General features: G+C 60.4%; 20 protein-coding genes, 3 tRNA genes and 1 pseudogene. 10 read left to right on the top strand and 14 right to left on the bottom strand.

Annotated elements, in window-relative coordinates:
* The 3 genes and pseudogenes from NPS46_RS19505 to NPS46_RS19510 form a co-directional block, all read left to right on the top strand.
* Positions 1-355 (top strand): annotated as a pseudogene (locus NPS46_RS19505) (hypothetical protein); the annotation flags it as partial.
* A 70-nt stretch (positions 356-425) separates the two neighbouring features.
* The gene (locus NPS46_RS25450) at positions 426-746 is read left to right on the top strand and encodes a helix-turn-helix domain-containing protein (RefSeq protein WP_425312766.1); all 321 of its coding nucleotides are present in this window, start codon (positions 426-428) and stop codon (positions 744-746) included.
* On the top strand, positions 632-1,741 hold the full coding sequence (locus NPS46_RS19510) for a tyrosine-type recombinase/integrase (protein ID WP_274110039.1): 1,110 nt from the start codon (positions 632-634) through the stop codon (positions 1,739-1,741). The genes NPS46_RS25450 and NPS46_RS19510 overlap by 115 nt, the downstream gene beginning before the upstream one ends.
* A gap of 9 nt (positions 1,742-1,750) precedes the next feature.
* Here the strand turns inward: NPS46_RS19510 and NPS46_RS19515 are convergent.
* The 3 genes from NPS46_RS19515 to NPS46_RS19525 form a co-directional block, all read right to left on the bottom strand.
* Positions 1,751-1,835: transfer RNA gene (locus NPS46_RS19515), tRNA-Leu, on the bottom strand.
* A 55-nt stretch (positions 1,836-1,890) separates the two neighbouring features.
* Positions 1,891-1,966, bottom strand: a tRNA-His gene (locus NPS46_RS19520).
* A 32-nt stretch (positions 1,967-1,998) separates the two neighbouring features.
* Positions 1,999-2,075: transfer RNA gene (locus tag NPS46_RS19525), tRNA-Arg, on the bottom strand.
* A gap of 281 nt (positions 2,076-2,356) precedes the next feature.
* Between NPS46_RS19525 and folD the strand changes: the two genes are divergently transcribed.
* Positions 2,357-3,211: a bifunctional methylenetetrahydrofolate dehydrogenase/methenyltetrahydrofolate cyclohydrolase FolD gene (folD, locus tag NPS46_RS19530; RefSeq protein WP_274110040.1), complete on the top strand. Its 855-nt coding sequence runs from the start codon at positions 2,357-2,359 to the stop codon at positions 3,209-3,211.
* A 113-nt stretch (positions 3,212-3,324) separates the two neighbouring features.
* On the opposite strand, the gene cysS is transcribed toward folD, so the two are convergent.
* Entirely contained in the window at positions 3,325-4,707 is a 1,383-nt protein-coding gene (cysS, locus tag NPS46_RS19535; RefSeq protein WP_274110042.1) for a cysteine--tRNA ligase, read from the bottom strand.
* 20 nt (positions 4,708-4,727) lie between these two features.
* A complete protein-coding gene (locus tag NPS46_RS19540) occupies positions 4,728-6,425 on the bottom strand; it encodes a glutamine--tRNA ligase/YqeY domain fusion protein (RefSeq protein WP_274110044.1) in 1,698 nt (565 codons plus the stop codon).
* Positions 6,426-6,701: 276 nt separating this feature from the next.
* On the opposite strand from NPS46_RS19540, the gene NPS46_RS19545 reads away from it, so the two are divergent.
* Together NPS46_RS19545 and lpxH are read left to right on the top strand one after the other, a co-directional pair.
* Positions 6,702-7,205 (top strand): peptidylprolyl isomerase, encoded by a 504-nt coding sequence (locus NPS46_RS19545; protein ID WP_274110046.1) that lies wholly within the window; start codon positions 6,702-6,704, stop codon positions 7,203-7,205.
* Positions 7,202-7,921: a UDP-2,3-diacylglucosamine diphosphatase gene (gene lpxH / locus NPS46_RS19550; protein ID WP_274110048.1), complete on the top strand. Its 720-nt coding sequence runs from the start codon at positions 7,202-7,204 to the stop codon at positions 7,919-7,921. Before NPS46_RS19545 ends, lpxH begins: the two co-directional genes overlap by 4 nt.
* A 70-nt stretch (positions 7,922-7,991) precedes the next feature.
* Here the strand turns inward: lpxH and NPS46_RS19555 are convergent, their stop codons facing one another.
* From NPS46_RS19555 to NPS46_RS19575, 5 genes are all read right to left on the bottom strand, one after another.
* Positions 7,992-9,521, bottom strand: a complete 1,530-nt coding sequence (locus NPS46_RS19555) for a DHA2 family efflux MFS transporter permease subunit (protein ID WP_274110050.1) — start codon at positions 9,519-9,521, stop codon at positions 7,992-7,994.
* A 60-nt stretch (positions 9,522-9,581) separates the two neighbouring features.
* On the bottom strand, positions 9,582-10,784 hold the full coding sequence (locus NPS46_RS19560; RefSeq protein ID WP_274110051.1) for an efflux RND transporter periplasmic adaptor subunit: 1,203 nt from the start codon (positions 10,782-10,784) through the stop codon (positions 9,582-9,584).
* A gap of 15 nt (positions 10,785-10,799) precedes the next feature.
* Positions 10,800-12,269: an efflux transporter outer membrane subunit gene (locus NPS46_RS19565; RefSeq protein ID WP_274110052.1), complete on the bottom strand. Its 1,470-nt coding sequence runs from the start codon at positions 12,267-12,269 to the stop codon at positions 10,800-10,802.
* A complete protein-coding gene (locus NPS46_RS19570; RefSeq protein WP_274110053.1) occupies positions 12,266-12,739 on the bottom strand; it encodes a MarR family winged helix-turn-helix transcriptional regulator in 474 nt (157 codons plus the stop codon). Before NPS46_RS19570 ends, NPS46_RS19565 begins: the two co-directional genes overlap by 4 nt.
* 213 nt (positions 12,740-12,952) lie before the next feature.
* Complete coding sequence (locus NPS46_RS19575) at positions 12,953-13,558, bottom strand: tRNA-(ms[2]io[6]A)-hydroxylase (RefSeq protein ID WP_274110054.1); 606 nt, start codon at positions 13,556-13,558, stop codon at positions 12,953-12,955.
* A 219-nt stretch (positions 13,559-13,777) separates the two neighbouring features.
* Here NPS46_RS19575 and NPS46_RS19580 point away from each other — a divergent pair, with 219 nt between their 5' ends.
* A complete protein-coding gene (locus NPS46_RS19580) occupies positions 13,778-14,641 on the top strand; it encodes a universal stress protein (RefSeq protein WP_274110055.1) in 864 nt (287 codons plus the stop codon).
* Between the two features lie 111 nt (positions 14,642-14,752).
* Here the strand turns inward: NPS46_RS19580 and NPS46_RS19585 are convergent, their stop codons facing one another.
* The gene (locus NPS46_RS19585) at positions 14,753-15,235 is read right to left on the bottom strand and encodes a DUF1289 domain-containing protein (RefSeq protein WP_274110056.1); all 483 of its coding nucleotides are present in this window, start codon (positions 15,233-15,235) and stop codon (positions 14,753-14,755) included.
* Between the two features lie 406 nt (positions 15,236-15,641).
* On the opposite strand from NPS46_RS19585, the gene acnB reads away from it, so the two are divergent.
* Positions 15,642-18,242 (top strand): bifunctional aconitate hydratase 2/2-methylisocitrate dehydratase, encoded by a 2,601-nt coding sequence (gene acnB, locus NPS46_RS19590; protein ID WP_274110437.1) that lies wholly within the window; start codon positions 15,642-15,644, stop codon positions 18,240-18,242.
* 88 nt (positions 18,243-18,330) lie between these two features.
* Here acnB and queF read toward each other — a convergent pair whose 3' ends face one another.
* Positions 18,331-19,161 (bottom strand): NADPH-dependent 7-cyano-7-deazaguanine reductase QueF, encoded by an 831-nt coding sequence (gene queF, locus NPS46_RS19595; protein ID WP_274110057.1) that lies wholly within the window; start codon positions 19,159-19,161, stop codon positions 18,331-18,333.
* An 81-nt stretch (positions 19,162-19,242) separates the two neighbouring features.
* Positions 19,243-19,773: a cupredoxin domain-containing protein gene (locus NPS46_RS19600; RefSeq protein ID WP_274110058.1), complete on the bottom strand. Its 531-nt coding sequence runs from the start codon at positions 19,771-19,773 to the stop codon at positions 19,243-19,245.
* Positions 19,774-19,929: 156 nt separating this feature from the next.
* On the opposite strand from NPS46_RS19600, the gene NPS46_RS19605 reads away from it, so the two are divergent.
* Positions 19,930-20,610 carry a heavy metal response regulator transcription factor gene (locus NPS46_RS19605; protein ID WP_274110059.1) on the top strand — a complete coding sequence of 227 codons (681 nt, stop codon included), beginning with the start codon at positions 19,930-19,932 and terminating at the stop codon, positions 20,608-20,610.
* Positions 20,610-21,965, top strand: coding sequence for a heavy metal sensor histidine kinase (locus tag NPS46_RS19610; RefSeq protein WP_274110060.1), 1,356 nt, complete (start codon positions 20,610-20,612; stop codon positions 21,963-21,965). The genes NPS46_RS19605 and NPS46_RS19610 overlap by 1 nt, the downstream gene beginning before the upstream one ends.
* Before the next feature lie 24 nt (positions 21,966-21,989).
* Here the strand turns inward: NPS46_RS19610 and NPS46_RS19615 are convergent, their stop codons facing one another.
* Positions 21,990-23,234 carry a lipoprotein-releasing ABC transporter permease subunit gene (locus tag NPS46_RS19615; RefSeq protein WP_274110062.1) on the bottom strand — a complete coding sequence of 415 codons (1,245 nt, stop codon included), beginning with the start codon at positions 23,232-23,234 and terminating at the stop codon, positions 21,990-21,992.
* Between the last annotated feature and the right edge of the window lie 44 nt (positions 23,235-23,278).

A 23,278-nucleotide genomic window follows, 5' to 3' on the forward strand; every position in this document is an offset into this window, starting at 1 on the left:
ACTGAGCATCGACGGCGACAACGCCTACAAGCGCGACCTTTGCGACTCGATTGTCGGCGCCATGGCTTTTGGCGCTCAGAACGTCAACCCGCCGCCGGCGGATCACTGGGGTCAGCGCTTCTGGGATATAGGCCGGGAAGAACGCGCCAGCAGCGAGCACCTGCTGAAAGCACTGGAGGCACTCGCCCAGATAGCTGGCGAGTGCGAGCAGATCGCCAGCAGCTATAGCGGAACCATCGACGGCATCTTCGAACACGGCGGCGATGATCACGAAGACCCGAGCTGCGCGATCTTCCACCGCCTGTACTACGCCATGTTCGACGCGCGCGCTGCGATCAAGAAAGCCACCAAATAACCCACCTTCTGCCGCCATAGGGCGGCATGACAACACTCAATTGACCTCCCCACATGGGGAAGAGGTAGCCATGTCCTTGATTTCAGTTGAGCAGGCCGCCGGGATGCTGGGCGTGAGCCGGTCGACGGCTTACCGCATGGCTCAAGACCACTTGATCCCCACGGTACGCATGCTGAAGCGCGGTGTACGCATTCACCGCGAGCAGCTCCAAGAGATGATTGATGCCGAAGCCGCTGCTAGTATCCACGCTGCGGGCGGCATATCGGGAGAAACCGTATGCCCTACAAAAGAAACGATTCGCCCTATTGGTGGATCTTTGTCAAACAATCAGATGGCAAAAGAACTCGACGCTCTTCTGGCACGACCGACTTCGCGGCAGCCAAAGCATTAGAGCAGCAGTCCCGGGCGGACGCCTGGAAGGAAAAGGAATGGGGCGTGAATCCGCCCCGTACCTTCGAAGAAGTCATGCTTCCGTATCTGCGTAACGCCAGCCAGCACCAGCGCAGCTACGAAACGACTACCCACAGAGTAAAAGCTTTGCGGCCCCATTTTACAGGGGTTGTGATGAATGATCTAACAGGTTTGAGGATTCGAGAGTATACGACGGCACGCTTGGAGTCAGGCGCTTCGCCGGCGACAGTGAACCGGGAGCTCGCCGCTCTTTCTGCTGCGATCAACTGGTGCAACGTCGAATTTGAATGGGCTCTGCCTAACCCTGTGAAGGGCCGGACGATGAAAGAGCCAGAGGGGCGGGTCAGATGGTTGACCAGGGCCGAGGTGGAATCACTCTGCCGGGCGGCGCGGGGCCAGAAGTTTGGCTTGATCCTCGAAAGCTTCATTCGCCTGGCAGTGAACACCGGCTGCCGGAAAGAGGAAATGCTAGGGCTGGAGTGGCGCCGGGTGGATCTGATCAACGGATTGATCTATCTGGAAGGGGTTCACACGAAGGCAGGCAAGCGTCGAAGCATACCGCTGAATGAGGGTGCGCTGTCGGCGCTGAAGGTAATGGCAGCGTTTCGCGCGGAAAAGGCTCCGGCATCGCCTTGGGTTTTCATGCGAGGGAATGGCGAGCGTGTACTGAGCGTGCGCAATGGGTTCATTGATGCATGCAAGAAGGCAGGGATTGTTGACTTCACGATTCACGACTTGCGGCATACCTGCGCGGCGCACTTGATCAGTGCTGGGGTAGCGTTGGCGGAAGTCAGGGATTTGCTGGGCCACTCTACGGTCATGATGACAGAGAGGTACGCGCACTTGGCGCCGGCCAGGGTGAGGGATGCAGTGAGGGTTCTGGATGGGCTGCGTGAACAACCGAGTTCACGATCTGTTCACGCCGATGTTCCAGTGCATCTATCAGGGGGTCGCTTAAAGCTCGTAACCCCTTGATCTATAAGATGGTGCGGACGAAGAGACTCGAACTCTTACACCTTGCGGCGCTGGAACCTAAATCCAGTGTGTCTACCAATTCCACCACGTCCGCGTACAAGCTTTTGATACAAAGACGCCAGACGGTTAGTCTGGCGTCTTTTAGAATATGGGGTGGACGAAGGGGATCGAACCCTCGACAACGGGAGTCACAATCCCGTGCTCTACCAACTGAGCTACGCCCACCATATTGCCTTACTTGTGCCAAATATGCCTAATGGCGCACCCGGCAGGACTCGAACCTGCGACCATCCGCTTAGAAGGCGGATGCTCTATCCAGCTGAGCTACGGGCGCCTTATTAATCTGTATTCTTGGACGATTACAAACTAATTGTTTTCCAGTCTCGCCAAGCTAAACAACCGCTTCACTCAACCTTCTTAACCAGTGCTAGGCTGTGCCCGACAAGTGCGACGAATGTTATAGGTGAGTCAGAAAGTCGTCAACTCTTTTTTGAAAAAAATTCAGAAATATAAAGGGGTTAGGGGAATATGCTGACCAAGCGCCTTTGCCCTCGCGCCGCGACATGCGAGAATGCGCGCTCTTTTCCAATCCCTCTCGATGGTTAATCACGCGTCATGACTGCACAACTAATCGACGGCAAAGCGATCGCCGCCAGCCTGCGCAAGCAGATCGCCAAACGTGTCGACGAGCGTCGCCAGCAGGGCCTGCGCACACCAGGCCTCGCAGTGATTCTGGTCGGCAGCGATCCTGCGTCCCAGGTCTATGTTTCGCACAAGCGTAAAGACTGCGAAGAGGTGGGCTTTATCTCGCAAGCCTATGACCTACCTGCGCAAACCACTCAACAGGCGCTGACCGACCTGATCGACCGCCTGAACGACGACCCGGCAATCGACGGCATTCTTCTCCAATTGCCGCTGCCCCAGCACCTGGACTCGTCCAAGCTGCTCGAGCGCATTCGCCCCGACAAGGACGTGGATGGTTTCCACCCTTATAACGTCGGCCGCCTGGCCCAACGCATCCCGTTGCTGCGTCCATGCACCCCTAAAGGGATCATGACCCTGCTGGAAAGCACCGGTGCCGACCTGTACGGAATGGAAGCCGTGGTCGTAGGCGCCTCCAATATTGTGGGACGTCCCATGGCCATGGAGCTGCTGCTGGCCGGCTGCACCGTGACCGTAACCCACCGCTTCACCAAGGATCTGGCGGGCCACGTCGGCCGTGCCGATCTGGTCGTCGTCGCCGCGGGCAAGCCTGGGCTGGTCAAGGGCGAGTGGGTCAAGGAAGGCGCCATCGTTATCGACGTCGGCATCAATCGCCAGGAAGACGGCAAGCTGGTCGGCGACGTGGTCTACGAGACCGCCCTGCCCCGCGCCGGCTGGATCACCCCCGTTCCTGGCGGTGTTGGCCCAATGACTCGCGCCTGCCTGCTGGAAAACACTTTGTATGCCGCAGAATCCCTGCACACTTAAATAAGCGCGCAGACGACAAAGGCACCCTCGGGTGCCTTTTTTATTGCCTGCAATCAACCCAAGCGTCAGAAAAAAGCCCGCGCAAGGCGGGCTTTCAGCGCAAACACACTGGATCAATCAGCCAGACGCCAGGTCGTCCCCCCCTTGCCGTCTTCCAGCACAACCCCCATCGCCGTCAGTTGCTCGCGAATGCGATCGGACTCGGCCCAATCCTTACCCGCACGCGCCGCAAGACGCGCCTGAATCAGCGCTTCGACCTCAGCCCCGTCCACTCGGCCTGCCGCGCCCGCCTGAAGAAACTCATCCGCCTCCAGCTGCAGCACGCCCAGGACACCGGCCAACTGTTTCAAACGCGCAGCCAAACCTGCAGCAGCCAGTAGATCGGAATCACGCAGGCGATTGATCTCGCGCACCATCTCGAACAGCACCGCACATGCCTCCGGCGTACCGAAATCGTCGTTCATGACCTGGGTAAAACGCTCGGCAAAAGCCTCGCCTCCCGACGCAGCGACGACCGGCAGCCCTTTCAGCGCATGGTAGAAGCGCTCAAGCGCGCCCTTGGCATCCTTGAGGTTGTCCTCCGAATAATTGATCGCACTGCGGTAGTGACTGGAAACCAACAGATAACGCACAACCTCAGGGTGGTACTTGTCCAGCACATCGCGAATGGTGAAGAAGTTGTTCAACGACTTGGACATCTTCTCGCCATTGATGCGAATCATCCCGCAATGCATCCAGGCATTGGCGTAGGTCTGCCCCGTCGCCGCTTCGCTCTGGGCAATTTCGTTTTCATGATGGGGAAATTCGAGATCGCTACCGCCACCATGAATATCGAAGGTATCGCCCAGGCAGCAGGTCGACATGACCGAGCATTCGATATGCCAACCCGGACGCCCGGCGCCCCAAGGCGATTCCCAGCTTGGCTCGCCCGGCTTGGCCGCCTTCCAGAGGACGAAATCCAATGGATCCTGCTTGGACTCATCGACCTCGATCCGCGCACCGATGCGCAGATCCTCGATTTTCTTGCGGGACAACTTGCCATAACCGAGGAATTTACCGACGCGGTAGTACACGTCGCCATTTCCCGGCGCATAGGCATAGCCCTTGTCAATCAGCGTCTGGATCATCGCGTGCATACCGGCGATATGATCCGTGGCGCGAGGCTCCATGTCCGGCTTGAGAATGTTGAGGCGCGCCTCATCCTCATGCATCGCCGCAATCATGCGCTCGGTCAGCGCCTCGAAGGACTCACCGTTCTCATTGGCCCGATTGATGATCTTGTCGTCAATATCGGTGATATTGCGCACATAAGTCAGATCATAACCACTGAAGCGCAGCCAACGCGTAACCAGGTCGAACGCGACCATGCTGCGCCCGTGACCCAGGTGGCAGTAGTCATACACGGTCATCCCGCAGACATACATGCGCACCTTGTTGCCATCCAGCGGCTTGAAGACTTCTTTGCTCTTGGTGAGCGTGTTGTAGATCGTAAGCACGAAGGTTCCTTAACGCTTGATCACTGACCCCAGGAATCGCGCAGGGTCACAGTACGGTTGAATACCGGACGACCGGGCTTCGAGTCCTTGATATCCGCGCAGAAATAACCTTCGCGCTCGAACTGGAAACGGTCTTCAGGCTGTGCATTGCCCAGCGAGGGTTCTGCACGACAACCGGTGAGTACCTGCAGGGAGTCAGGGTTGATGTTGTCCAGGAAGCTCGCGCTGTCATCGGCCTTTTCAGGATTCGGCGAACGGAACAGACGGTCATACAAACGCACTTCACACTCGACACTCGCGGCAGCCGGCACCCAATGAACCACGCCCTTGACCTTGCGGCCTTCGGGGTTCTTGCCCAGGGTGTCCGGATCATAGGAGCAATGCAGTTCGACGATATTGCCGTGCGCATCCTTGATCGCCTCATCGGCACGGATCACATAGCTGCCGCGCAGTCGCACTTCGCCATTAGGCTCCAGGCGCTTGTAGCCCTTGGGCGGCTCTTCCATGAAATCGTCACGATCGATGTAGATCTCACGGGCGAATGGCAGAACCCGCACACCCATGTCTTCCTTCGGATGGCATGGCAGTTCGAGATTCTCGACCTGGCCGTCCGGGTAGTTGGTGATAATCACTTTCAGCGGGCGCAGTACGCACATGGCGCGCGGCGCGCTCTGATCGAGATCGTCACGGATACTGAACTCCAACATGCCAAAATCGACCACACCGTCGGAACGGTTGGTGCCGATCATGTCGCAGAAGTTGCGAATCGACTTCGGGGTATAACCGCGACGACGGAAGCCCGAAAGCGTCGACATCCGCGGGTCGTCCCAGCCATTGACGTGCTGTTCGTCGACCAGTTGCTTGAGTTTGCGCTTGCTGGTGATCGTGTAGTTCAGGTTCAGCCGGGAGAACTCGTACTGGCGCGGCTTGCTCGGCACCGGCAGGTTATCCAGGAACCACTCGTACAACGGACGGTGCGACTCGAACTCCAGGGTGCAGATCGAATGCGTGATGCCTTCAATCGCATCCGACTGGCCGTGGGTAAAGTCGTAGTTGGGGTAAATGCACCATTTATCACCGGTCTGGTGGTGATGGGCATGGCGGATGCGATAGAGGATCGGGTCGCGCAGGTTCATGTTCGGCGACGCCATATCGATCTTGGCCCGCAGCACGCGGGCGCCATCCGGGAACTCGCCAGCCTTCATGCGGGCGAACAGGTCCAGACTCTCCTCGACGCTACGCTCGCGAAACGGGCTGTTCTTGCCCGGCTCAGTCAAGCTGCCACGGTATTCCTTGGCTTGTTCGGGCGTCAGGTCGCACACATAGGCCTTGCCGGCCTTGATCAGCTCGATTGCCCAGTCATGCAACTGATCGAAGTAATGCGAGGCATAGCGCACTTCGCCCGACCACTGGAAGCCCAGCCACTTGACGTCGCTTTCGATGGCGTCGATGTATTCCTGGTCTTCCTTGGCAGGGTTGGTGTCGTCGAAACGCAGGTGCGTCACGCCACCGAATTCCTGGGCCAGACCAAAGTTCACGCAGATCGACTTGGCGTGACCGATATGCAGGTAACCGTTGGGCTCCGGTGGAAAGCGGGTCACGATCTGTGTGTGCTTACCCGAGTCCAGGTCCGCCTGGATGATCGGGCGCAGGAAATTGACCGGCACGGCAGGTCCGGTCTTGGAATTCGAGGTAGGGTCGACAGTGGGCTTGCTCATAGGATCCTTGAACGTACAAGTGCGCGGCCGGTGCGGCCTGGTAAATCAAAACGGATATCATAGCCGATGCGGTCAAGCCCCTGACAGAGCAGCCTTTAAATCTGCGGCTATTAATGGCGCTCAAATGAAAAAACCGCCTCGAAATTCACGTCCGGCACGCTAAACTGCGCCCCTGGCGGTTTTTATGTCAGACGGGCCCGGGCCCGCAGGTCGCATTTGCGCCCCCAAAGCCCACGAATTCCCTGAATCACGCACCTCTCCAAAAGAGTACCGATCATGACCCAAGTCAAACTGACCACCAACCACGGCGACATCGTCCTGGAACTGAACGCCGAGAAAGCCCCGATCACCGTGGCCAACTTCATCGAATACGTTAAAGCCGGTCATTACGAAAACACCGTGTTCCACCGTGTCATCGGCAACTTCATGATCCAGGGCGGCGGTTTCGAGCCAGGCATGAAAGAAAAGAAAGATAAGCGCCCCAGCATCCAGAACGAAGCTGACAACGGCCTTTCCAACGACAAGTACACCGTGGCCATGGCGCGCACCATGGAGCCGCATTCGGCTTCCGCCCAGTTCTTCATCAACGTGGCCGACAACAGCTTCCTGAACCACAGCGGCAAGAATGTTCAGGGCTGGGGCTACGCCGTGTTCGGCAAAGTGGTTGAAGGCACCGACGTGGTCGACAAGATCAAAGGCGTCTCCACCAGCTCGAAGTCCGGCCACCAGGACGTACCGACAGACGACGTGATCATCGAGAAAGCCGAGATCATTGAGTGATATTACTGATTTCAGATTTGCATCTGGAAGAGGAGCGCCCGGACATTACCCGGGCGTTTCTGGATTTCCTCGCCGGGCGCGCCCGTTCGGCACAAGCACTGTACATCCTGGGCGACTTTTTCGAGGCATGGATCGGCGACGACGCCATGACTCCCTACCAGCGTTCGATTTGCCAGGCGCTGCGCACCCTGAGCGATCACGGCACCCGCATCTTCCTGATGCACGGCAATCGCGATTTCATGCTCGGCCAGGCGTTCTGCAAGGCCGCTGGCTGCACCCTGCTCAAGGACCCCAGCGTGGTCCAGCTCAACGGCGAGCCGGTGCTGCTGATGCATGGCGACAGCCTGTGCACCCGTGACGAAGCCTATATGCGCATGCGTCGCTACCTGCGCAATCCGCTCACCCTGTGGATATTGCGCCACCTGCCGCTGGGTACTCGCCACAAACTGGCACGCAAGCTGCGCAGCGAAAGCCGCGCGCAAACGCGGATGAAAGCCAACGATATTGTCGACGTGACACCCGACATCGTGCCGCAGATCATGCAGCAGTACGGCGTGCGCACACTGGTTCACGGCCACACCCATCGACCGGCGATCCACAAACTGCAGATCGGCGACCAGGCCGCCAAGCGCATTGTGCTGGGGGACTGGGATCGCCAGGGCTGGGCACTGCAAGTGGATGAGCAGGGGTTCCAACTGGCAGCGTTTGATTTCTAGTGGATCACCCACAAGCTCGCCCCACCCCGCCAACGCAGGGTAATACCCACAGGGCCGAGCTTGCCGGCAGTCAATGCCCGGCCGCTGCCGGCCCGGCCTTGGCCGCAAAGGGCGGCTTGGCCAGCCATACCAATAGAATCAGCCCCATAAACACCCAACCCAGCAGCGTGAAGTAGTCCACGGTCGACATCATATACGCCTGGCTGGTCAGCATATGATCGAGCTGAGCGTAGGCCGGATTACCCGCGCCCCCTAGATTCTTCAAGGCCTCGCGGGTCGCCGGCTCAAAGGTGCTGAGGTTTTCGCTCAGATACGCATGATGCTGGTCTGCACGCCGAATCCAGATCCAGGTCGTCAACGACGCGGCGAAACTACCGCCCAGGGTCCGCAGAAAAGTCGCCAGGCCCGAACCATCGGCGATCTGGTCCGGCGGCAGGTCCGACAACAGAATGCTCAGCGTCGGCATAAAGAACAGCGCCACACCGATCCCCATGAACAGTTGGACCAGGGCGATATGCTGGAAGTCCACCTCGTTGGTGAACCCGGCCCGCATGAAGCAGCTCATCCCGATCGCCAGGAACGCCAGCCCGGCCAGTACGCGCAAGTCGAATTTGTGCGCGTATTTACCGACGAAAGGCGACATCAACACCGGCAGGATACCGATCGGCGCCACCGCCAGCCCGGCCCAGGTGGCGGTATAACCCATCTGCGTCTGCAGCCATTGCGGCAGGATCAGGTTGATCCCGAAAAAGCCGGCATAGCCAAACACCAGCACCAGCGTACCAATGCGGAAATTGCGATGGGCGAACAAACGCAGATTGACGATGGGATGGCGATCGGTCATTTCCCAGATGATAAAGACCGCCAGCGCCACCGCCGAAATCAACGCCCCCACCACAATAAAGTTCGACTCGAACCAATCCAGGTCGTTGCCCTTATCCAGGACGATCTGCAAGGCACCGACGCCGATAATCAGCGTCAGCAGCCCCACATAATCAATGGGCTGCCGACTGGTGACCACAGGGCGTGCCCGCATCTGTTGGCGGACCACCCATACGGCGAACAGGCCAATGGGGATATTGATAAAGAAGATCCAGGGCCAGCTATAGCTGTCGGTAATCCAGCCGCCCAGGATCGGCCCGGCAATCGGCGCGACCACCGTGACCATCGCCAGCAACGCCAAGGCCATCCCTCGCTTGGCCGGTGGATAGACGGCAATCAGGAGCGTCTGGGTCATCGGGTACAGAGGCCCGGCTACCAGCCCTTGTATCACGCGAAAGCCCACCAGCTCGGGCATCGAGGTGGCAATGCCACACAGGAACGAGGCCAGGACAAACAGGACCGTCGCCCAAAGGAACAGCTTCACCTCGCCAAAACGCCGGCTCAGCCAGCCGGTCAGCGGCAACGCAATAGCGTTGCTGACCGCAAACGAGGTAATGACCCAGGTGCCCTGTTCGGAGCTGACGCCCAGGTTGCCGGAAATAGTCGGCAAGGCGACGTTAGCAATCGTGGTGTCGAGCACCTGCATAAAGGTCGCCAGCGACAGGCCGATGGTGCACAACAACAGGCTGGGCGGTGTAAAAGACGCGTTCGAGCTCATCGCGAATCCTTTGGAACATAGCAGACGCGCCCAGACGGGCGCGACGGGTGGATCGACGAATCAGCGCTGAACCGTCTTAGCGGCCGCGGCGCTATTGGCATGGACCAGTTGCTCGATCAAGGCATCCGCATCAGCCAGTTGCCGCTCGTAGACGCTGGTGGTGAACGAGGCTTTCTGCGGCGGTTGCTGGGCCAGTACCGGGCCGGACTGGTCGTGCAGATTGACCTCGACCAGCGTCGACAGGCCAATGCGCAATGGGTGCTGCGCCAACTCTTCGGCATTGATATGGATACGCACCGGTACCCGCTGGACAATCTTGATCCAGTTGCCAGTGGCGTTCTGCGCCGGCAGCAGTGCAAAGGCGCTACCGGTCCCGGCGCCAAGGCTATCGACCGTGCCACTGAACTTGACCGAGCTGCCATAGAGGTCGGTCTCGATGTCCACCGGCTGGCCGATACGCATCTGCCGCAGCTGGGTTTCCTTGAAGTTGGCGTCAATCCACAACTGGTTCAAGGGGATCACCGCCATCAACGCCGTCCCCGGCTGCACACGCTGCCCCAGTTGGACGGTGCGCTTGGCCACATAACCGGTCACGGGCGCGATCAGGGTCGTGCGCGCATGGGCCAGGTAAGCCTGACGCAATTGCGCCGCCGCAGCCTGGACCTCAGGGTGGGAGGACACCACCGTATCGTCGACCAGCGCACTGCTGCTGGCGAGCTGCTGCTGGGCGCTGTTCAGCGCGCTCTGGGCGGAAGCCAGGTCATCGCGCGCATGGGACAGCTCTTCCTGGGAAATCGCCCCGCCCGCCGCCAGATTTCTACGACGACTGAAATTCTCCTGGGCCTTCTGCACTTCAGCCTTCTGCGCCGCAACCTGCGCCTTCATGCCATCGACATTGCTGTACAGGCCACGGACCTGGCGCACGGTGCGCGCCAGATTGGCCTCGGCGCTTTGCAGGCCGACCTCGGCATCGCTTGGGTCGAAGTTCAGCAGGACCTGGCCTTCATGCACCAGATCACCATCATCGGCGCCGATGCTGACCACGGTGCCGGTGGTCAGCGGGGTGATTTCCACCACGTTGCCATTGACGTAGGCGTCATCGGTGCTTTCGCTCCAGCGCCCATAGAGTTCGTGCCAGGCCCAGACACCCAGGCCACCGACAATCACCAGCACAGCCAGGATCGTCAGCCAGGTTTTGCGCTTGCGCGAGTGGCTTGCCTCTTGGGCCGAAGGAGCGTTGGAGTTTGTATCGGCAATGGCCATGACAAATACCTTGAATTATTCAGCCTGCGCAGCTGGGGTGGAAGGAGTGGCAGCCAGTTGGTCAGCGTTGAAACCGCCGCCCAGGGCCTGCATCAGTTGGATGGACAAGTCGATCTGCTCGGCATTCAAGCTGGCCAATTGGCGCTGGGACTGCAGCAGTTGCTGCTCGATGCTCAGCACATCCAGGTAGTTGCCGATGCCCGAACCGAAGCGCTGGACCACGGTGTCGTAGGAAGCCTGGGCAATATCGGTAGCACGCTGCTTGGCCACAATCTGCCGCCCCACGGCGCGCAGTTGGTCAAGGGTGTCACTGACATCGCCCAGGGCCTGGATCAGGCGCTTGTTGTACTGCGCGACGGCAAGATCGTAATCGGCATCCTTGGCATCGAGACCGGCACGCAAGCGACCGCCATCGAAGATCGGCAGGGAAATCGTCGGTGCAATATTGAAAAAGCGACTGGGCGCGCCAAACAGCGCATCGCCGAGCAATGCCTGGGTGCCCGCCGCCGCGCTCAGATTGAGATTGGGGTAGAAGCGGGTCTTGCTGGCCGCAATATCCTTGCTCGCCGCCTCCACCCGCCAGCGTGCCGCCACCAGGTCAGGACGCCGCCCCAGCAACTCGGCCGGCAGGCTCGATGGCAAGGCCACGGCACCTGGCTGGAGCACTTTGGGGCGGGCAATTTCGTTACCCCGATCCGGCCCCTTGCCCAACAGAACAGCCATGGCGACCTTGGCGCTCTGCAGCTTTTTCTCGGCGTTGATCAGCTGCTCTTCGGAGCTGGCGGCCAGGCTTTCGGTCTGCTGGAACTGATAATCGCTGTCGATCCCGGAATCGAGCCGACGACGCCCCAGGTCCAGCATCTGACGAGTGCGCTTGAGGTCATCATGGGCCAGGTCATAGACAATATGCGCCTGCCCCAGGTTGCTATAGGCACGCGCCACATCGACCGCAAGGGTCAACTGCGCCGCCTGGCGGTCGACCTCCGCCGCCCGGGCCTGGCCCAGCGCCGCTTCCCAGGCATCGCGTTGGCCACCCCAGAGGTCGAAGGTGTAGCTGAAGTCCACACCCAGGCTACGCACAGTGCTGTAGGTGCCCCCTGCTCCGCTCGGATCCTGGTCGCGCGCCAGACGCGAACGGCTGACACTGCCACTGGCATCCAACTCCGGCATGCGCGCGGCATCGGCCGCCAGTGCGGCGGCACTGGCCTGGTGCGCCCGCGCACTGGCGATCTGCATATCGGGGCTGTCACGCAGGGCTTCACGAATCAGGCCGTCCAGTTGTGGGTCGCCCAGGCTCTTCCACCAATCGCTTTGCGGCCAGGCCGCCGGCGACAGGGTCACGCCCTTGAGCGACTGCTCGACCTTGAGGTCACGGGCCTCAAGGCTGACGCCCTCGGTATCCAGGCCGTGGTAACTGGCACAACCGGCCATGACCATGGCCAGAAACACCAGGCTCACACCACTACGCAAGGTTTTGTTGCTCATTTATCACCTACCCGCAGCACCGTGATGGGGTCACCGGCCGCCAGCAATATTTTCTTGAGGATCTGTTCCAGGCTGCTCAGCTCTTGCGCCGAAATGGCGCGAGTCAGCTCATTCATGGCGTCGGCGCCAATCTGCGGCAGCAGGTCGGCGAGCTTCTGTCCGGCCTCGGTCAGGACCAGACGAACCTGGCGCCGGTCAGCTTCATTGCGCTGGCGAGCAAGCAAATCCTTTTGTTCGAGGCGGTCGAGCATGCGCGTCATCGAACCGCTGTCCAGGGACAGGTGCCGGCAAAGCTCGGCGGGCGTGTCCACGCCGAACTGGGCCATGATGATCAGCACCTTGAACTGCGCCGCCGTCACACCATAGGGCTCCATCCGGACATCGATAATCCGGTCCTTGAGCAGTGCAGCACGCCCCAGCAGCAGACCCAGGGCGCAGGTGTGGAATGTCTCAGGAGTGAAATGCTTCATCAGGCCACCAAAGAAAAGCTGCCTAGGCAGATATTTCGAAATATTACTGCCTAGGCAGCCAATATCAAAGCATTAATTAGCAAGCTTTGTATTTAGCCGACTACCAACCGGGCACGAGAACAGGCTGAAGCCCGCTCACTCACGATCCTCTGCGCCATAAAACGCACGAAAGATCGCGAGCAGGCTCGCTACAGGCAGGTACTGAGGGGGGGATTAGCTGAAAGCGGGCACGCCGCTGTGGAAGCGGAACTCGATATCCGGCGATTCGATCAGTTCGCGCTCTGCCTCTCGGACTCGCACGACCGCCTGGTCGACATCCTTGGCCTCGCCATACTGGTATGCCAGCTTGAGGTAACCCTGGTAATGCCGCGCCTCGCTCTTGAGCAGGCCGAAGTAGAACTTGCCCAGCTCTTCATCCAGATGGGGCACCAGGGCTTCGAAGCGCTCGCAGCTGCGCGCTTCGATAAAGGCGCCGACCACCAGCGTATCGACCAACTTCACCGGCTCGTGATTACGCACCGCCTTGCGCAGGCCGGATGCATAACGGCCGGCGGACAACTGCCGCAGCTCGATCTTGCGCCGCTTCATCAGGCGCATCACCTGCTCGTGATGCACCAACTCCTCACGGGCCAGACGCGACATCATGCTGATCAGATCCACATGGGAGTGATACTTGGCAATCAGGCTCAAGGCAGTACTCGCGGCCTTGAACTCGCAATTCTTGTGGTCGATCAGCAGGGTTTCCTGGTCGGCCAGCGCCGCGGCGACCCAAGCGTCAGGCGTACGGCAGCCGAGAAAAGCATGGATGTGCGACATCATCGCCGGCCACCTGCGGCTTGAGGGGCAAGGATTGTGAACAACGGAATCGAGGACATGAGCTTCACGAGAACGGACGTCGGGCAACGCGGGGCGCCGATTATACCGGCCCGGACACGGAGCACCAGCGGCGGGGCTTGATATGCATCAAGACCCGAATGACAAGACTGCAACTATAGTGGTCTAACCTCGTCTTTTATGACCTTTATGGAGATTCTGATCATGCAAGCCATCCGCAGTATTCTGGTGGTCATCGAGCCCGAGCACATGGAAAGCCTCGCGCTCAAACGGGCCAAGCTGATCGCCGGCGTAACCCAGGCGCACCTGCACCTGCTGATCTGCGATAAAAAGCATGAACACTCCGCCCTGCTCAGCGTGCTCAAGAGCGCGCTGCTAAGCGAAGGTTACAGCGTCACCACCGAACAGGCCTGGAACCAGACGCTACACGAAACCATTATCGACGTGCAGCAGGCCGAAGGCTGCGGCCTGGTGATCAAACAGCACTACGAAGACAACCCACTGAAAAAGCTCGTGCTCACCCCTGCCGACTGGAAACTGCTGCGCTACTGCCCGACGCCCGTCCTGTTGGTCAAGACCGCCAAGCCCTGGACCGGCGGCGTCATCCTGGCGGCCGTGGATGTCGGCAATAGCGACGCCGAGCACCGCGTGCTGCACAACTGCATCGTCGACCACGGCTTCGACATTGCCAGCCTGGCCCGTGCAGAACTGCACGTGATCACCGCCCATCCGTCACCAATGCTGTCGGCCGCCGACCCGATTTTTCAGCTCAAGGAAACCATCGAGGCGCGCTATCGCGAACAATGCACAGCGTTCCAGGCCGAGTTCGATATCGACGATGAACACCTGCATATCGAGGAAGGTCCGGCAGATGTGCTGATCCCGCATATGGCCCACAAGCTGCAAGCCGTGGTGACCGTGATCGGCACCGTCGCCCGTACCGGCATCACCGGCGCACTGATTGGCAATACTGCCGAAGTGGTGCTCGACGCCCTGGAAAGCGATGTATTGGTACTCAAGCCCGCCGATATCATGGGCCATCTGGAGGAGCTGGTGAGCCAGCACTGAATACAGGCTTAACAGCCGCCGCCCTGCTTGGCGCTCGCGAACGTCCTACACAGGACGACGGGCGCCAAGCACTCGGCCCCAGCCCCGCAACAGCTACAGCTACAGCTACAGCTACAGCATGCCCTGGCCGCCCAGCGCATCCCTGAGGAAGCCTGGCGCGATATAGCGCTGGTAATGTGCCTCGGAGAGCAGGAAGAACTCCCGATCGATGGCATCGCGCAAATCCGGCAATGCCCATTCGCGAAACTCCGGCAGCAGGACCATCCCGTAGGCGTCCAACTGGCTGATGACCCGGGCACCGCGTGCAATCAACTGATAGGCCCAGCAATACGCGGACTGATGGGGCACGAAGCGGATCTTGCGCGCCTCAAGCTGCTGGCGCAGTCGAACGGCGTCGAATACTTCCAGCTTGGCCACCATCACCTGCACCAGCAGTTGCTCCAGGCGCATCCAGACCGCCCGCTTTTCTTCTTCGTTGTAGCCATTCCAATGAATCACTTCATGGTGGAAACGCTTGCAACCACGGCACACCAGATCACCGTAAACAGTGGAGCAAAGGCCGATGCAGGGGGTCTTGATGGTCTGATTGGGCATGGGGATCAACAACGTACAGAGGCGAAACAGGCCCGCATGTTAGCCCTTTGTCTAACAAGGGTCACCCCTGAACCTGTAGGGCTTACCTTACCTTTATCAAAGTTTTGCCGTAGAATCGGCCTGCCTTTTTAGGCGCCAATGTCCGTTGGAAGCTGTTTTCAAAGCGTCACGAGCACAGTTAATCCTAAAGAACGGCGTTGGCGCTGGTCGCATCCTCCCCGGAAGCTCCCGCGCCAACCCTCATCAGCTCCCGTTCTGCAGGCGTAAAACTTTGAAAACAGCTTCTGTTGGAAATCTCCGAAACTCTGGCTAAGCGGCTCATAAAGCCCCGCAGCGCATGAGAGCTGAGCATTTCTGGATGAGCGTCCCGGACACCCATTTGGGACCACTGATGAGGGTAATAACTGTGCTTGAAGCCTACCGCAAACATATCGAAGAGCGTGCAGCACTGGGTATCGTGCCCCAGCCGCTAAACGCCGAACAAACAGCAGGCCTGGTCGAGCTGCTGAAGAACCCACCGGCTGGCGAAGAAGCTTTCCTCGTTGACTTGATCACCAACCGTGTTCCGCCAGGAGTCGATGAAGCAGCCTACGTCAAGGCAGGCTTCCTCTCCGCATTGGCGACCGGCGAAGCCAAATCCCCCCTGATCGACAAGAAACGCGCTGTTGAACTGCTCGGCACCATGCAAGGCGGCTACAACATCGTGACCCTGGTCAATCTGCTGGACGACGCCGAGCTGGCTCCGGTTGCCGCCGAGCAACTCAAGCACACCCTGCTGATGTTCGATGCGTTCCACGACGTCGCGGAAAAAGCCAAGAACGGCAACGTCCACGCCAAAGGTGTGATCCAGTCCTGGGCTGACGGCGAGTGGTTCAAGAACCGCCCGACCCTGGCCGACAAGATCAGCCTGCGCGTCTTCAAGGTCACCGGCGAAACCAACACCGACGACCTGTCGCCAGCACCTGACGCCTGGTCGCGTCCCGACATCCCGCTGCACGCCCTGGCCATGCTGAAAATGGCCCGTGACGGTATCGTTCCGGACCAGCAAGGCGCCATCGGCCCGATGAAACAAATCGAGCAGATGCGCAACGAAGGCTTCCCGATCGCCTACGTCGGCGACGTCGTCGGTACCGGTTCTTCGCGTAAATCCGCCACCAACTCGGTGCTGTGGTTCTTCGGCGACGACGTTCCCTATGTGCCGAACAAGCGTGCTGGCGGTTTCTGCTTCGGCAGCAAGATCGCTCCGATCTTCTACAACACCATGGAAGATGCCGGCGCCCTGCCAATCGAATTCGACGTTTCCAAGCTGAACATGGGCGACGTGATCGACCTGTATCCGCACGCTGGCAAAGTCACCAAGCACAACAGCGACGAAGTCCTGGCCACCTTCGAAATGAAGACCCCGGTTCTGCTCGACGAAGTCCGCGCTGGCGGCCGTATCCCGCTGATCATCGGCCGCGGCCTGACCGAGAAGGCTCGTAACGAGCTGGGCTTGCCACCGTCCGACCTGTTCAAGAAACCCGAAGCCCCGGCTGAAAGCACCAAGGGCTTCACCCTGGCGCAGAAAATGGTCGGCAAGGCTTGCGGCGTGACCGGTGTTCGCCCGGGCACCTACTGCGAACCGAAAATGACCACCGTCGGCTCCCAGGACACTACTGGCCCGATGACCCGCGACGAGCTGAAGGACCTGGCTTGCCTGGGCTTCTCCACCGACCTGGTCATGCAGTCGTTCTGCCACACCGCGGCTTATCCAAAGCCGATCGACGTGACCACGCACCACACCCTGCCTGACTTCATCATGACCCGTGGCGGCGTATCCCTGCGTCCGGGCGACGGCATCATCCACAGCTGGCTGAACCGCATGCTGCTGCCGGATACCGTCGGCACCGGTGGCGACTCGCACACCCGCTTCCCGATCGGCATCTCGTTCCCAGCCGGTTCCGGCCTGGTCGCCTTCGCCGCAGCCACTGGTGTTATGCCACTGGACATGCCCGAGTCGATCCTGGTGCGCTTCAAAGGCAAACTGCAACCCGGCGTCACCCTGCGTGACCTGGTTCACGCCATTCCTTACTACGCGATCCAGGCTGGCCTGCTGACCGTAGAGAAGAAAGGCAAGAAGAACGCCTTCTCCGGCCGCATCCTGGAGATCGAAGGTCTGGAAACCCTGACCGTCGAACAAGCCTTCGAACTGTCCGACGCTTCGGCCGAGCGCTCTGCGGCCGGCTGCACCATCAAGCTGTCCAAAGAGTCGATCGCCGAGTACCTGAAGTCCAACATCACCCTGCTGCGCTGGATGATCGGCGAAGGCTACGGCGATGCACGCACCCTGGAACGTCGCGCCCAAGCGATGGAAGCCTGGGTGGCCAACCCTGAGCTGCTGGAAGCGGACAAGGACGCCGAATACGCCGAAATCATCGAGATCGACCTGGCCGACGTCAAAGAGCCTGTGCTCTGCGCGCCGAACGACCCGGACGACGCTCGCCTGCTGTCCAGCGTTGCTGGCCAGAAGATCGACGAAGTGTTTATCGGTTCCTGCATGACCAACATTGGTCACTTCCGCGCTGCCGGCAAGTTGCTGGACAAGGTCAAGGGTCAGCTGCCTACCCGTCTGTGGCTCTCGCCGCCGACCAAGATGGACGCTCACCAACTGACCGAAGAAGGCTACTACGGCATCTACGGCAAGGCTGGCGCGCGCATGGAAATGCCGGGCTGCTCGCTGTGCATGGGTAACCAGGCACGCGTAGAACCGAACTCCACCGTCGTGTCGACTTCGACCCGTAACTTCCCGAACCGTCTGGGCGATGGCGCCAACGTCTACCTGGCTTCGGCCGAGCTGGCGTCGGTGGCTTCGATCCTGGGTCGCCTGCCGACCGTCGAGGAGTACATGGCCTACGCGAAGGAAATCGACACCATGGCAGGCGATATCTATCGCTACCTGAGTTTCGACCAGATCGCCGAGTTCCGTGAAGCCGCAGCGAACGCCAATATCCCGGTCGTTCAAGCCTAAGCATCACGCGCAATAGAAAAAGCCCCGACTAGTTCGGGGCTTTTTTATACCTGGCGTTTAAGCGCCATCCGGCGTACCTGCGGGCTGATTACTGACGAACCAGCCGTTGGTTCTGGAAGGCCACGACCTCGGTACTGCGGTACGGATTGATATCCAGGCCGCCGCGGCGCACGTAGCGCGCGTACACCGTCAGCTTTTCCGGCTTGAGCAGGCGTTGCAGATCGAGAAAGATCCGCTCCACGCATTGCTCGTGGAAATCCGAATGCTGGCGAAAGCTCACCAGATACGCCAGCAGGCTCGCGTGATCCAGCGCCGCACCGCGATACTCCACCACCACGCTGCCCCAGTCCGGCTGGCTGGTAACCGGGCAATTGGACTTGAGCAAATGACTGTAGACGCTCTCCTCTACCACCCGGCTCGCGTCGCACTGCAGCAATTCAGGCCGCGGCTGCGCGTAGTCGCTGACCGTAATATCCAGATCATCGATGCAAGTGCCCGGCAAGGCCACCACACCGTCAGCCTGAACCTCATTGAGACTGCGCACCCGCACGCCCACCGGCTTGCCCGCTGCCGCCGACAAATCCGCCTGCAGGACGGCTTCAAGCGCCTGTCGATCGGCGAAGGGAGTCTGGTTCAGCGAGTTCAGATAAAGCTTGAAGGACTTGGACTCGATGATATTCGGCGAGTCGGCCGGGATGCTGAACTCACCGATGGCCACCACCGGCTTGCCGGAAGGCAGCAACCAGGACAACTCGAAACAGTTCCAGAAATCCACGCCGGTGTAAGGCAGGGTCTCGGCGCTCAGGCCCAGCTCCGCCCATTTCGCCGCACGCGGGATCGGGAACAGCAAGGAAGGGGTGTAGGTAGAAATGTACTCACTGGACTTGCCCAGCGGCGAATGTTCGGCTGCGGGATGCATGACAAAAACCTGACTGAATAAACCCGAGCAGTCTATCGGGTTTATTCACTGCTTTCAGCGCCCGGCGACGATCACCTTGTCTCAGCGGTCAATTTTCAACGTGCCCACCATGCCAGCCTGGTAGTGCCCGGGAATATTGCAAGCAAACTCCAGCTTGTCGGCCGCACTGAAGGTCCAGGTCAGCTCGCCGGTCTTGCCTGGCTCGACCAGCACACTATTAGGGTCATCATGCTTCATGCCCGCCATGGCACCGTGGCCCATCGCCCCGTGATCCATGGGCATCGGCTTCAGCGCTGTCGGGGTCAATTGGCCACTTTTGAGCATGTCGAGCATTTCCTGCTGGTGATGGGCATGCATCGCCGCATCGCCCAGGTTGAACTCGTGCAGCAGTTGGCCCTTGTTGATCAGCACGAAACGTACGGTCTCCCCCGCCTTCACCTCCACCGAGGCCGGGCTGAAGCTCATATCGCCCATCACCAGCTCCACCGTACGCGTGGCCTGGGCCGCCGGTGCCGGCTGGCCGAACGCGAAGCCGGTCGCGGGTGACGCCCAAAGCGGCGTACTCAAGACCATCAAGCAACCGGCCAGTAACAAGCGAAGACGAATGGACATATTGATACTCCTGCAGAAAGCCAAATCAGCGTGCCACCCACCTTAAAAAAACACCGCTGCCAACGAGCTGACCGTAAGATTACAACTTTGTCAGCTTGACCCGGCGCCAGGCGACCCAAGGTATAAAGCTGCTTTGCACTTGCCGCGAGCGACCCCATGAAACTGCTGATCGTCGAAGACCAGGCCAAGACCGGGCAATACCTGCGCCAGGGGCTGAGCGAAGCCGGCTTCAATGTCGAGTTGGTCGCCGATGGCAGCACCGGCCAGCACCTGGCCCTGACCGGCGATTACGCGCTGCTGATCCTGGATGTGATGCTACCCGGTCGCGATGGCTGGCAGATCCTGCAAGCGGTGCGCAGCGCCGGTTTGGAGATGCCGGTGCTGTTTCTCACGGCACGCGACGCAATCGAGGACCGGGTGCATGGCCTGGAACTGGGCGCCGACGATTACCTGGTCAAGCCCTTCGCCTTCTCCGAGCTGCTGGCCCGGGTCCGCAGCCTGCTCCGCCGTGGCAACAGCACGCCCCAGGAGACCAGCCTGCAGGTGGCCGATCTGCGCCTGGACCTGATTCGTCGCCGGGTCGAACGGGACGGCCAGCGCATTGACCTCACCGCCAAGGAGTTCGCCCTGCTCGAACTGCTGCTGCGCCGCCAGGGCGAAGTGTTGCCCAAGTCGCTGATAGCCTCCCAGGTCTGGGACATGAATTTCGACAGCGACACCAATGTGATCGAAGTCGCCATCCGCCGCTTGCGCCTGAAGATCGACGATCCCTACCCGAACAAGCTGGTGCACACCGTGCGCGGCATGGGCTACGTACTCGAAGAGCGCCCCGCCTGATGCGCCGCCTGTCCCTGGGCAGCCGCCTGGCGCTGCTGTTCGCCGGCTGCACGGCGGTGGTTTCACTGTTGGCCGGCGTCCTGTTCAGCCGCGCCAGCGAAGCGCACTTTATCGAGCTCGACCAGCAATTGCTCGACAGCCGCCTGGCCGTGCTGCGCAGCACGCTCCAGGGCACTCGCGATCCGGCGGGCCTGGCCTTGCGCCAAAATCGCCTGGAAGAAGAACTCGCCCATCAGGCCGACCTCACCCTGCGGATCCAGGGCCCCGATGGCCGGATCTGGTTCGACCGCGCACCGCAACTGCACGATACCCTGCCCACCGGCCAGGGACTGGCCACCCTGAACCACGCCGGCACTGACTATCGGCTACTCAATGCCCCCCTGGAGCCCGACCTGCCCAATGGGCCGCGTCTGAGCCTGCTGCTGGATATCACCCACCACCAACACTTCCTGCAACGTATGCAACGCCTGATCTGGCTGACCGTCGGCCTATCGGCGCTGGCCACCGCACTGCTGGGCGCCTGGGCGGTACGCAGTGGCTTGCGCCCCTTGCGCCAAATCAGCAGCACGGCCCGCAGTATCAGCGCCCACTCGCTCAACGCCCGCCTGCCCGAAGCCCAGCTGCCCGCCGAACTGGCCGAGCTGGCCCAGGCGTTCAATGCCATGCTCGGACGGCTGGACGACTCCTTCCAACGGCTCTCGGCCTTCTCTGCCGATATCGCCCATGAACTGCGCACGCCCCTCTCCAATCTGCTGACCCACACCCAGGTCACCCTGACGCGACCGCGCGCGCTGGAGGACTACCGCGAAGCCCTGCACAGCAATCTCGAAGAGCTGCAATGGATGGCCCAACTGGTCAACGACATGCTCTACCTGGCCAAGGCCGACCACGGCCTGCTGATGCCGACGCGCGAGCCGCTTAAACTGGCCGATGAAGTCGATGCGTTGCTGGAATATTTCGCCCCGCTGGCCGAGGATGCCGAAGTCCGGCTCACCCGTGAGGGCCAGGCGCAATTGGCCGGTGATCGCGGTATGTTGCGCCGCGCGCTGTCGAATCTGCTGGATAACGCACTGCGCTATACCCCACCCGGCGGCGAAGTGCGGGTACGCATAGAGCCGTTGAAATCAGGGCTACGCCTGTGCGTGGAAAACAGTGGCGAGGGTATCGATGCGCAGCAATTGCCGCGCCTGTTCGACCGCTTCTATCGCGTCGACCCAGCCCGCCAGGAAAGCAGCGAGCATGCGGGGTTGGGCCTGGCGATTACCCGTTCGATCATTCGTGCCCACGGTGGGCAGATTCATTGCGAATCGGCCCAGGGCTGGACACGCTTTATAATCGAGCTGCCACCCCGCTAGGAGCTCGCCCCCAGGGGGCGAGACTCAGGAGTACCGCAGGGCTTGGGCTGGCTCGATCTTCGCCGCACGATAAGCCGGGTACACCGTCGCCAGAAAGCTCAGGATAAAACCGGCCGAGCAGATCAGCAGCACGTCACCGCCCTGCAACTCGGAAGGCAGGTTGCTGACGTAATACACATCCGAACTGAAGATATGCTGGCCGCTGATGCGCTCCAACCATCCCACCAGTTCACTGACATTCAACGCGGCAATGACGCCGAGCACGCCACCGACCAGCGTCCCGACAATCCCGATCACCGTGCCCTGGACCATAAAGATCGCCATGATCTGCCGGGGCGTGGCGCCAATGGTACGCAGGATGGCGATATCCGCGCCCTTGTCGTTCACCACCATGATCAGCGTCGCGATGATATTGAACGCCGCCACTGCGACGATCATCAGCAACAACAGGCCGATCATGGTCTTTTCCATCTTCATCGCGCTGAACAGGCTGCCCTGGGTATGGGTCCAGTCATCGGCCTTGAAGCCTTCGCCCAGGGACGCCGCAATGGCCGTGGACACCTGCGGCGCCGCATAGAGGTCCTTGACCGCCAGGCGCACGCTTTGCACCTGATTGGGCTGCCAGTGCAACATGGCGGCCGCATCGCCGACATGAATCAGCGCCATGGAGCCATCGAGCTCGGCGCCGACCTTGAACACCCCCACCACATTCAAGCGCTGCAAACGCGGGGTGATGCCGCCGGGTGCCGTGCTGATTTCGGGAACGATCAGGGTCAGCTTGTCGCCGACATTCAGGCGGAAGCGCCGCGCGGTGATCTCACCGATCACCACGCCGAATTCGCCCGGCTTCAGGTCTTCCAGGCGCCCCTGGACAATATGCTGGGCCACAATCGAGACCTTGCCTTCCTGGGCCGGATCAACCCCGCTGATCTGAATCGGCTGCATGGCGCCCTTATAGGACAACATCCCCTCCATCTCGGTAAACGGCACGGCGGCCGTCACTTCGGGGTTCTTCAACGCGGCGGCGGCCACCGGCTGCCAGTCGTCGATGGGCTGCACGCCGACGAGGGTCGCGTGGGGCACCATGCCGAGGATGCGCGAGCTCATTTCACGCTGGAAGCCGTTCATCACCGACAACACCACGATCATCGCCAATACGCCCAGGGCGAGGCCGATCATCGAGGTCATCGAAATAAAGGACACAAAGCGATTACGGCGCTTGGCGCGGGTATAGCGCGTGCCGATAAAAATGGATAACGGTCTGAACATTCGCAGGCCACCGTAAAAAGTGAGGGACCCGCTCGGCGAGGAGC

Source organism: Pseudomonas putida (genome assembly GCF_028682395.1).
In the GTDB taxonomy this organism is placed as follows: domain Bacteria; phylum Pseudomonadota; class Gammaproteobacteria; order Pseudomonadales; family Pseudomonadaceae; genus Aquipseudomonas; species Aquipseudomonas putida_AB.

Coding starts and splice junctions, on each gene's coding strand:
- NPS46_RS25450 (WP_425312766.1), top strand. CDS start 426: ATGTCCTTGATTTCAGTTGAGCAGGCCGCCGGGATGCTGGGCGTGAGC.
- NPS46_RS19510 (WP_274110039.1), top strand. CDS start 632: ATGCCCTACAAAAGAAACGATTCGCCCTATTGGTGGATCTTTGTCAAA.
- folD (WP_274110040.1), top strand. CDS start 2,357: ATGACTGCACAACTAATCGACGGCAAAGCGATCGCCGCCAGCCTGCGC.
- NPS46_RS19540 (WP_274110044.1), bottom strand. CDS start 6,425: ATGAGCAAGCCCACTGTCGACCCTACCTCGAATTCCAAGACCGGACCT.
- NPS46_RS19545 (WP_274110046.1), top strand. CDS start 6,702: ATGACCCAAGTCAAACTGACCACCAACCACGGCGACATCGTCCTGGAA.
- NPS46_RS19555 (WP_274110050.1), bottom strand. CDS start 9,521: ATGAGCTCGAACGCGTCTTTTACACCGCCCAGCCTGTTGTTGTGCACC.
- NPS46_RS19560 (WP_274110051.1), bottom strand. CDS start 10,784: ATGGCCATTGCCGATACAAACTCCAACGCTCCTTCGGCCCAAGAGGCA.
- NPS46_RS19565 (WP_274110052.1), bottom strand. CDS start 12,269: ATGAGCAACAAAACCTTGCGTAGTGGTGTGAGCCTGGTGTTTCTGGCC.
- NPS46_RS19570 (WP_274110053.1), bottom strand. CDS start 12,739: ATGAAGCATTTCACTCCTGAGACATTCCACACCTGCGCCCTGGGTCTG.
- NPS46_RS19575 (WP_274110054.1), bottom strand. CDS start 13,558: ATGATGTCGCACATCCATGCTTTTCTCGGCTGCCGTACGCCTGACGCT.
- NPS46_RS19580 (WP_274110055.1), top strand. CDS start 13,778: ATGCAAGCCATCCGCAGTATTCTGGTGGTCATCGAGCCCGAGCACATG.
- NPS46_RS19585 (WP_274110056.1), bottom strand. CDS start 15,235: ATGCCCAATCAGACCATCAAGACCCCCTGCATCGGCCTTTGCTCCACT.
- queF (WP_274110057.1), bottom strand. CDS start 19,161: ATGCATCCCGCAGCCGAACATTCGCCGCTGGGCAAGTCCAGTGAGTAC.
- NPS46_RS19600 (WP_274110058.1), bottom strand. CDS start 19,773: ATGTCCATTCGTCTTCGCTTGTTACTGGCCGGTTGCTTGATGGTCTTG.
- NPS46_RS19605 (WP_274110059.1), top strand. CDS start 19,930: ATGAAACTGCTGATCGTCGAAGACCAGGCCAAGACCGGGCAATACCTG.
- NPS46_RS19610 (WP_274110060.1), top strand. CDS start 20,610: ATGCGCCGCCTGTCCCTGGGCAGCCGCCTGGCGCTGCTGTTCGCCGGC.
- NPS46_RS19615 (WP_274110062.1), bottom strand. CDS start 23,234: ATGTTCAGACCGTTATCCATTTTTATCGGCACGCGCTATACCCGCGCC.